Genomic DNA, 6,252 nt, shown 5'->3' on the forward strand with positions numbered 1-6,252 from the left:
GAGACCGTTGCCCATCCCGCTTCAACTTGCAGCGCGCCGATCTGATACCAGGCTCGCAATCCGGGGAAGCCCGTGAATCCATACCCGCTCGTCGAACTGTCTTTGAGCGCGATTATTCAGATCCCCGACCCGTCGAGGTTCCGGTCATCGTCGCCCTCCCAGGGTGAGGGTATCGTCGTGCGACCAAGGTTGGCCGAAGGCATTGGCATCCAACATTTCAGTTCCGGATCCGCATATTCGATGATCTGCCCCGGCGAAGAGTCGGACGCGCGCCAGCCTTCTCCCGCGAACTGATCGCCATTCGACCAATACGCTAGGTCGACCTCGGCCGGCCCCTGCTCGGATGGACGGATCGTGACCAGGATCCGACTACCGTCTTTCGGTGCGCTTGCCATATGGCGCCAACGGTCTGCCTCGTCCATCGTTTTTCCTCCTGCCTCGCTACAGAAGAATGTCACCTCCCCATCGAAAACGGTCAACTGAAACTTTCGATGCGATCCATTGACATGAAATGGAAAACAGCGGGCCGATCCCGTGGCGGAAACGGGCATCGCCCAGGCCGGAGCAAGGTGGCATTTGGAGCGTTCGGCGACGCGGCTTGGAGAACGCATCGCGGCGACATTGATCCCCGTTCCGCGGACAAACTGCTGTCGCGCTTCACCATCGTCGCGGCATCCTTGCATCAGATGCCGCGCAAAACGGTGTCGACGACACGTCATCAGCCCCACGGGTGCGAGTGTGGTCAGTTTGAGCTGGCCGCGTCAGCACGCGTCTAAAGGGGGACCAACCGATGACCGGGGCGGTCCTTTCTTCGAAGGCGAGCGTCAGCGCCCGCGGCACCAGTCGCCTTAACCGCGCTTAGCCAAAGATCGCGCGCAGCTGAGCGAAAAAGCCCCTTGGTTTGGAACCTGCCATCTTTCGCAAGCGGCGAGCGACTGTTGCCGCGCTGACGCGTTCACCGAAATGGCAGAAGCACACGAGATCATGCAATTGCTCGTCGCTGAGTTCGAAGAACCGTTTGGCTTCTCCATAGCTATCATTTTCCATTCCCGCCGCCCGCAGAATGGGATCAGCGAACGCGACGGAGATTGGCGTGCCGTCATCGCGCAGGGCAAGCCGATCTGAAATCGGCTGATATTCGGTTTCGTGAAGTGTCTTGAGAAACGGTCTGGGGCTGCGTTCGAGACTTTCGGCCCACCGTTCAAGCCGTTCGCGCCGCGTTATTTCAAGGCGCTTGCAGGTCGGGCTGACCGTTGCGATGGTTTTCAACTGATCTAGTGCGTACTGTTCCATTTCGGCCTCCTATCTCCGGAAAAATAGATGGTCCGCCTCCCGAAAACAGCGTCGCTCAGGTCGCGGCAGATGTCCAATCACGATTGAAAACGGCATCTCGTTGACGTTTCCGTAAGCACTGGAGGCGCCTTTGCTTGCGGGGCGGCTCTTTTCCCCTAGGGTTTCCGCGCCATGTCATACCAAGGCAACCAGGCAGGGTTCGGTATGGACGAAATTTTCGAACAGCTTCTGCACCTTTCGGAACGCACCGAGACGCTCATAGCCGTCTACGATGGTCATGACCGGCTGCGGTATGCCAACAGCGCCTTTCGTTCGATCTATTTCATCGATCCCGATGAAACTCCGCTCTGGCCTGATCTCATGCGGCGCAATTTCGAGCTCGCGCGAGGCACTGTCATTCGGACGAGCAATTTCGACGAGTGGCTGCGGTCGACACAGTCGCGCCGCGGCAAGATCGGCTATCGAGCTTTCGAGACAGACCTGTGTGATGGCCGATGGTTTTGGATGACCGAGGCGGTCCAGAAGAATGGCTGGATGTTGTGCATTGCGAGCGACATCACCAGTTTGCGAGCACATGGCAGGACTGTCCGGCAGGATCGGGACCAAGCGATCAAGGCTTCTTACACCGACGAACTCACGGGTGTCGCCAACCGCCGCTTTGTGATGGCACGCGTCGACGACATGCTGACCGCCGCCCGGCACGGAAACAACGGATGCCTTGCCGTATTCGACATCGACAATTTCAAGCACATCAATGATCGGCTGGGTCACCATGCCGGAGATGGCGTCCTGCGCGATTTTGCTCATCGCATTCATCAGAATGTTCGCCGCAACGATTGTTTCGGACGGATCGGCGGAGAAGAGTTCCTTCTCGTGATGCCGGCAACCGGGCCGGAAGACGCCATTGCCATGGTCGAGTGCATGCTGACGGTGATCCGCTTCTCCCGCCCTCTGCCTGAATCACCCGACTTCAGCTACACCTGTTCTGCCGGTATCGCCGCTTGCGCCCCATCAGACAGCGCTTCGGAGCTTTATCGACGCGCCGATCAAGCGCTCTACGCTGCCAAGTTGAGCGGACGGGACAGAGTGCGCGCGGCGTAGGGACATGGGCTACGACGCTTGAAGCTCCATTTGGCCTGTCTTGCACGTCAGTCGCTCGCCGGGGCAGTGGCGATCGTCGGGCCGGCCAGGCCGGGCAAGCCAACGTCGCCGCATGCAGCCGCGACGTGAGCGACATGATGCTGGATCGCGGGGTTTGCCATGTCCGCCTCCGTCTAAACCTCCCCCTTTGATTGCGGCCATCGCGTCCTGCCCCGGCTTTTGGTCCTGCCAGGCTCGCGCCGCCGGCAACGGCTTTGCCGTCCTCCACTTCGTTGCGGCCCTGCGGATGCAGGCAGCGCTTGCAGCCCGGCTTTCGGACCGCCGTAGCAGGTCGCGATGGCCGCGACCTCGAAACGGAGGTTCCAACATGAGCAGGCAGCAATCCAATCAACGATCCGATATCTACAGCCGCATCACCAACACGATCATCGCCGATCTTAAACAGGGCGTGCGGCCATGGACCAGACCCTGGACGACAGGACATGCGACAGCCGAGGTCAGCCGGCCACTGCGCCACAACGGCCAACCCTACACCGGGATCAACGTCCTGCTGCTGTGGTCGCAAGCCATCGCCCGTGGCTTTGCCTCATCACGCTGGATGACGTTTCGCCAGGCAATCGAGCTCGGCGGCGCCGTTCGCAAGGGCGAAACCGGCACGACCGTGGTCTTCGCCAGTTCGTTCATCCGCACCGAGACGACCGAGACGGGGACCGAGATCGAACAGGACATTCCATTCCTCAAAGCCTACACGGTGTTCAATACCGATCAGATCGCCGGTCTTGATGGCCGCTTTGACGACGGCGCACCTTGCCAGGATCCGATGAGCCGCATCGGCGATGCCGGCCGCTTTTTTGCCAATACCGGGGCGCTGATCCGGCACGGAGGATCGGCTGCCTATTATGCCGCTCAGCGTGATTACATCCAGATGCCATGCCCGGATGCCTTCCGGGACGATGCTTCCTATGTCGCCGTCCTCAGCCACGAGATCACGCACTGGACCGGCGCAGCGCAAAGGCTGGATCGCGATCTCAGCCGCTACGCCAAAGACAGGAGCGAACGTGCCCGCGAGGAGCTGATTGCCGAACTCGGCAGCGCGTTTGTCTGCGCCGATCTCGGCATTGTCCCAGAGCTCGAACCACGCCCCGACCACGCATGCTATCTCGATGGCTGGCTGAAGGTTCTGGGCAACGACAAGCGTGCCATCTTCTCGGCGGCAGCACATGCCCAGCGCGCGCTCGACTACCTGCATTCCCTGCAGCCGGAACTCGACGAGGAGGAGGCGGCGTGAGCCGTCTCTTCCTTCAGTCAACTGTCTCCTGCGGATGCCGATCACCGTATGACCCGATAGCCTCTCGACCGCTTCCTGCGCAAAAGGGTGAGCAGGAGATCGACGGCTTTTGCCTCGCTATCGAAGACATGGATCTTCTGCTGCCCGCGGCTGCCGATGCGTCCCCAGCTGCGCACCAGCGATGTCCCGCCGAAGAGGTTCGGCTCGATCGACAGCGCATAAAAGCGGGCCATGTTCTTCGATGGATCGATGCGTTCGATATAGAGACGATAGGGCTGAACTGTCATGCGGGCAGAATCGCAAAGTCCAGTTGCTCGCGTCCAACGACATTTGTGAATCGGTTGGGCCCGATCGATTCATCCGGGTGATGTGAACCGCCTGGCTCATCTTTCCTGGTTCATCTTCAATGTGGCAAACAATCCGGTAAATTCCGGATCGGAATAATAGCGCAGCTTTGTCGCGACGATCGGCCGCTGGCCGGTGATGAACAGCAGCTCGGTCTCGGCATGGATGTTGCGGACTTCGTCGGGCGTCAGAAGTGGTCGGGCGACATGCTGCTCGGCGAAGGAGAGGCCGGTCCTTTCCGCATCGAGCGCGCGCGCCGCGGTGTTGAACACCACGGTCTCCTGGCCAAGCAGATCGGATACCAGACGGGCGCTGTCGTGATCATTGACGCCGAACACTTGCAGCACGCCGGCGTTGGACAGAAACGTGCCGGCACGCTGGCCATAGGTGGCGCGCAGCTGATGAATGTCCTGGATGATCGGCCAGAGTTGCACACCGTAGCCTGCCATCAATCCCATGGCCCGTTCGATCGGCGCCAGATGACCAAGGGCGGTAAACTCGTCGAGCAGATAGAGAACCGGCGGCGCGGATGAATGCGGCGAGGGTGCGGTTCGCGCCATCTCGGTCAGGCTTTGGGCCACCAGCAAACGCAGCCAACGTGAATAGGCCGCAAGCCTGTCTGGCGGCAAGACCAGGAACACGGTCGCCGTGTCTGCCTTGAGGTCACCGAACCGAAAATCCGAGCGCCCCAATACCCCGGTCATGCGCGGACTGTCGAGGAAGTGCGTGTGTCGTTGGGCCGCCGACAGCACACCGCTGGCCTCACGGTCCGACTTGCCGAGATGACGGTTGGCGGCCCGCGCAATCAGTCCGTTGACGGCGTCACTTGCCTGCATCTCGTCCAGCACGGCACGGAACGCTTCCGGCGCCAGCGTCAGCAAATGCCTGAGGGTGGTCAGCGTGCGCCTGTCGTCTGGCTGGCTGGCGATCACATGCAGCAGCAAACCTGATATCAGTGCCTTTGCTTCCTCGTTCCAATGCGCATCACCTGACAAGCCTGGTTCGTCGAACACGAGTGCGTCGGCAAGTGTCGTTGCATCCTCGGCGACATCGACGCTGTCTGGATCGACGCCGTCCATCGGATTGAAGGCAGCCGAAGGTCTGCCGGTGACGCCGAATGGATCGAGGATATGAACCGGCCCGAACTTCTCTCGTGCATCACCCGCGATCTGCGCATTCTCGCCTTTCGGATCGATGCAGATGATCGAGCGGTCGGCGGTCAGAAGGTTCGGGATGATGGTGCCGACACCCTTGCCGCTGCGCGTCGGTGCCATGGTCAGAAGATGAGCCGGCCCACTGTAGCGAAGAAGCCGGCCAGAGTTGGTCGCACGGCCGATCAGCAATCCGCCTTCTGCCTTTGTCAGAGGCGCAATCTCTCTTCGGCCGGCAAAGCGCGCAGACCCATGCGTGTCGTCGCTGGCAGTGGCAAAATGCGTGATCAACGGAACCGACAACAATCGAATGAGCAGCACGATGGCAAAGGCCATCACCACCCAGTCGCCAATATGCCAGATGACGTCACCTCTGCTGCTGCCAAGGATCACGCGTCTGACGTAGTCGATCCCGAAGTAGACAGTAACGATGACGATGACGTAGCCGACCGCACCCTTCAGGAACGACCTGGCATATCGCAGCGGAAACGTGATCAGGGCGACGATCGCCCACAGCGGATCGCGGGCCGCCAGGCGCATCATGTTTGCGAAGGCGGTTTTGATCTCGTTGGCATGGATCATGATGCCGCGCTCCCGTTGCCGACATTGCCGAGAGACGGCTCATTTGCCTGCGGCTTTAGGAGATCGTCGAACAGATCCCGATCGCCATCGCGGGTGAGGAATTTTGGCAGTTCCCGTCTCAGCCATTCGGCGATCTCGCCTGCAAACTGCACATCGCGATCATTCTCCAGCCGATGCAGCACAAGTGCGCCGATCAATACCTTGCGGCGTGTATCGATGGCACGTTCCTGCTTGCTGAGCCGGATCTGCAATGTCTTTCGTTGGGCTTCCAGCTGCGCCAGCCGTTCGCCGATGGTTTTGCGCGCCATGATGATCTTCTCCCTTGTTCCTGTTCAGCCATTGGCCGCGGCGATGAACGGATGATCGCAGCCGCTGGCGGGCCTGAATCGAGGTTGTCTCGAAGAGCGGCGTTTCGAAACCCGCAAATCTGCGCGTGGAAGCGACCGGGTGAACGGCTTACGAGGTCATCGGGAGATTGCCGCGTGCTCCCAC

General features: G+C 60.5%; 7 protein-coding genes. 2 read left to right on the forward strand and 5 right to left on the reverse strand.

What is annotated here, in order from left to right; all coding sequences use genetic code 11:
- Positions 1-116 precede the first annotated feature (116 nt).
- Both A6U98_RS32615 and A6U98_RS32620 read right to left on the reverse strand, forming a co-directional pair.
- Positions 117-422 (reverse strand): hypothetical protein, encoded by a 306-nt coding sequence (locus tag A6U98_RS32615; RefSeq protein ID WP_064655332.1) that lies wholly within the window; start codon positions 420-422, stop codon positions 117-119.
- A gap of 436 nt (positions 423-858) precedes the next feature.
- Entirely contained in the window at positions 859-1,293 is a 435-nt protein-coding gene (locus tag A6U98_RS32620; RefSeq protein WP_064655333.1) for a hypothetical protein, read from the reverse strand.
- Positions 1,294-1,551: 258 nt separating this feature from the next.
- Here A6U98_RS32620 and A6U98_RS32625 point away from each other — a divergent pair, with 258 nt between their 5' ends.
- On the forward strand, positions 1,552-2,394 hold the full coding sequence (locus A6U98_RS32625) for a GGDEF domain-containing protein (protein ID WP_245304596.1): 843 nt from the start codon (positions 1,552-1,554) through the stop codon (positions 2,392-2,394).
- Positions 2,395-2,761: 367 nt separating this feature from the next.
- A complete protein-coding gene (locus A6U98_RS32630; RefSeq protein ID WP_064655335.1) occupies positions 2,762-3,682 on the forward strand; it encodes a zincin-like metallopeptidase domain-containing protein in 921 nt (306 codons plus the stop codon).
- Positions 3,683-3,723: 41 nt separating this feature from the next.
- Here the strand turns inward: A6U98_RS32630 and A6U98_RS32635 are convergent, their stop codons facing one another.
- The 3 genes from A6U98_RS32635 to A6U98_RS32645 all read right to left on the reverse strand — a co-directional run bounded on the left by A6U98_RS32635 (position 3,724) and on the right by A6U98_RS32645 (position 6,068).
- Positions 3,724-3,969 (reverse strand): WGR domain-containing protein, encoded by a 246-nt coding sequence (locus tag A6U98_RS32635; RefSeq protein WP_064655336.1) that lies wholly within the window; start codon positions 3,967-3,969, stop codon positions 3,724-3,726.
- 96 nt (positions 3,970-4,065) lie between these two features.
- Positions 4,066-5,760: a type IV secretory system conjugative DNA transfer family protein gene (locus A6U98_RS32640; RefSeq protein WP_064655337.1), complete on the reverse strand. Its 1,695-nt coding sequence runs from the start codon at positions 5,758-5,760 to the stop codon at positions 4,066-4,068.
- On the reverse strand, positions 5,757-6,068 hold the full coding sequence (locus tag A6U98_RS32645) for a hypothetical protein (RefSeq protein WP_064655338.1): 312 nt from the start codon (positions 6,066-6,068) through the stop codon (positions 5,757-5,759). The genes A6U98_RS32640 and A6U98_RS32645 overlap by 4 nt, the downstream gene beginning before the upstream one ends.
- Between the last annotated feature and the right edge of the window lie 184 nt (positions 6,069-6,252).

Source organism: Rhizobium sp. WYCCWR10014 (assembly GCF_001657485.1).
Lineage (GTDB): Bacteria > Pseudomonadota > Alphaproteobacteria > Rhizobiales > Rhizobiaceae > Rhizobium.

Coding starts and splice junctions, on each gene's coding strand:
- A6U98_RS32615 (WP_064655332.1), bottom strand. CDS start 422: ATGGACGAGGCAGACCGTTGGCGCCATATGGCAAGCGCACCGAAAGAC.
- A6U98_RS32630 (WP_064655335.1), top strand. CDS start 2,762: ATGAGCAGGCAGCAATCCAATCAACGATCCGATATCTACAGCCGCATC.
- A6U98_RS32640 (WP_064655337.1), bottom strand. CDS start 5,760: ATGATCCATGCCAACGAGATCAAAACCGCCTTCGCAAACATGATGCGC.
- A6U98_RS32635 (WP_064655336.1), bottom strand. CDS start 3,969: ATGACAGTTCAGCCCTATCGTCTCTATATCGAACGCATCGATCCATCG.
- A6U98_RS32620 (WP_064655333.1), bottom strand. CDS start 1,293: ATGGAACAGTACGCACTAGATCAGTTGAAAACCATCGCAACGGTCAGC.
- A6U98_RS32645 (WP_064655338.1), bottom strand. CDS start 6,068: ATGGCGCGCAAAACCATCGGCGAACGGCTGGCGCAGCTGGAAGCCCAA.